At 55.3% G+C, this 262-nt stretch carries 1 protein-coding gene; it reads right to left on the reverse strand.

Going from position 1 to position 262, the window contains the following annotated elements; genetic code table 11:
* Nucleotides 1-262: hypothetical protein (locus tag CVH10_RS26950; protein WP_219924976.1), on the reverse strand; the 262-nt coding region annotated here is incomplete at both ends.

Here is a 262-nt window from a genome sequence, read left to right on the forward strand (position 1 = left end):
TGATGCTGGGCCTGCCCGTCGGGTATTGCAAGGACATTGAATTTTCCTGCCAAGCTTGGCATCGGGGCTGTCCTGACGCGCGTCTGCCCGTCAGAGCCTGCCTCGGCGGCTTCGGGCAGAAATGCTCGCTGCGCATAAACGCGCGATTCCGTCGAGGTGAAAAAGTATTTGCAGAAGAAATCTGTTTCCTCGACAGGAATTCCGATGAGTTGAGGCGGCGAATTCTTGTCGCCCTTGTTAGCGCTACCCCGAAAAAGATCAA

It is taken from the genome of Halomonas sp. ND22Bw (assembly GCF_003011945.1).
In the GTDB taxonomy this organism is placed as follows: domain Bacteria; phylum Pseudomonadota; class Gammaproteobacteria; order Pseudomonadales; family Halomonadaceae; genus Halomonas; species Halomonas halophila.